Source organism: Thermogutta sp., assembly GCF_014359955.1.
Lineage (GTDB): Bacteria > Planctomycetota > Planctomycetia > Pirellulales > Thermoguttaceae > Thermogutta.
In genome coordinates this window covers 1-1,343 of the sequence record NZ_JACIYL010001011.1, presented here as the reverse complement: position 1 = coordinate 1,343, position 1,343 = coordinate 1, and the positions used below count along the sequence as shown (strand labels likewise).

Sequence of the window (1,343 nt, the reverse complement as noted above, 5' to 3'; positions counted from 1 at the left end):
CGTATAGTCCTCCAGCACGTGAATCAGGGCCCCGGCGCTCAATCTCAGCCAATTGAAACCTGTCCACCCGGAACAGATAACCGACCGTTGGCCGCTCGTCCCTGGGCGAATTAAACTGAGGTTTTTGGCACGGGTCCAGACCTTTGCTGGACGGACGCAGTTTCCTCGGGAACCAGATTCGGTCACAGGGTTGGTAAGAGTTTGCGTGATTTGGCTGGAGTGGTTTACCAGGTCAAGGTGGGCAGACTGCACATGCCAGGGGTGTAATGGACCAATCGGGACGCAGACGCCGAGATAGGGTGCGGAACATGGGAGCTGCAGCCACGGATGCGCAACCCACGGGAACGGAGTGTGCGCGGATCGCCGCCAAAATCGCTACCATTGGCATTTGGTCCTCACTCAGCCGGCGGGCCAACGAGGAGTGGCAATCGGTCGGTCCCAGCCAATGCCCTGAAGGAACCCCGCAGGTGTCAGACGTAACAGATCGAAAGCACCGGCAACGTCTTCTCGAAATTTTGGATCAGCGAAAAAGGTCGCGCCTTTTAACAGAATTTCGCCGAAATACTTGAAACAGGGACACAGATTGACGCGCAAGCCCTTTGCTGGACCGCCCTTCTGCAATGCCGATTCGGCCCAAAGAGCCCGATATTTTTCCGGAAAACCTGCTCGACGAGGGCCACTCGTTGGCCGTGGAAGGTCGGTGGTGGGCACTTTACACGAAGGCACGCCAGGAAAAAATCCTGATGCAACGCCTTCGTGAACTCCGAATTGCCCACTATTGCCCGTTGGTACCCAAACGGACGAAGACCCCTAAAGGTCGCATCTTTACCTCGTATATCCCTCTTTTTTCGGGTTACGTGTTTCTTTGCGGACAGGACGAGGACCGTTATCGCGCTGTCACGACGAACTGCGTGTCAAAATGTATCGAAGTACCTGACAAAGAGACATTGGTCAGCGAGCTGCGTTCCATTAAGCGGGTTATCGCCTCGGGACTTCCGCTACTGCCCGAATCCCGAATCACAACGGGCACCCGCGTACGAATCAGGTCAGGTCCCCTCGCCGGTATCGAAGGTGTTGTCGTCTCACGCCATGGCGAAGAAAGGTTCATTGTCATGGTTTCCTTCATCCAGCAGGGGGCCTCGTTGTTGGCTGACCTTGTCGAGCTGGAACCAATTGCGAATGAGTGCTGAGCGGTACGCGTTTCGTTCCGTTGGCCTCGTCCGAAAACCGATCGGCAGGGAAACTCCAGCTCGGGTGTGACGCCGCCGGCCGAATGACTCTTCGACACTTCGGGTCCTGATTTCGAGAAACTTCGGCAGAAGCTTCCGTCTCGGGCACTCATG

At 56.3% G+C, this 1,343-nt stretch carries 1 protein-coding gene; it reads left to right on the top strand.

Translation table 11 applies throughout. The annotated features are described in order from the left end of the window. Nucleotides 1-620: 620 nt before the first annotated feature. Nucleotides 621-1,190, top strand: a complete 570-nt coding sequence (locus tag H5U08_RS18990) for a transcription termination/antitermination NusG family protein (protein ID WP_297036786.1) — start codon at nt 621-623, stop codon at nt 1,188-1,190. Nucleotides 1,191-1,343: the final 153 nt, after the last annotated feature.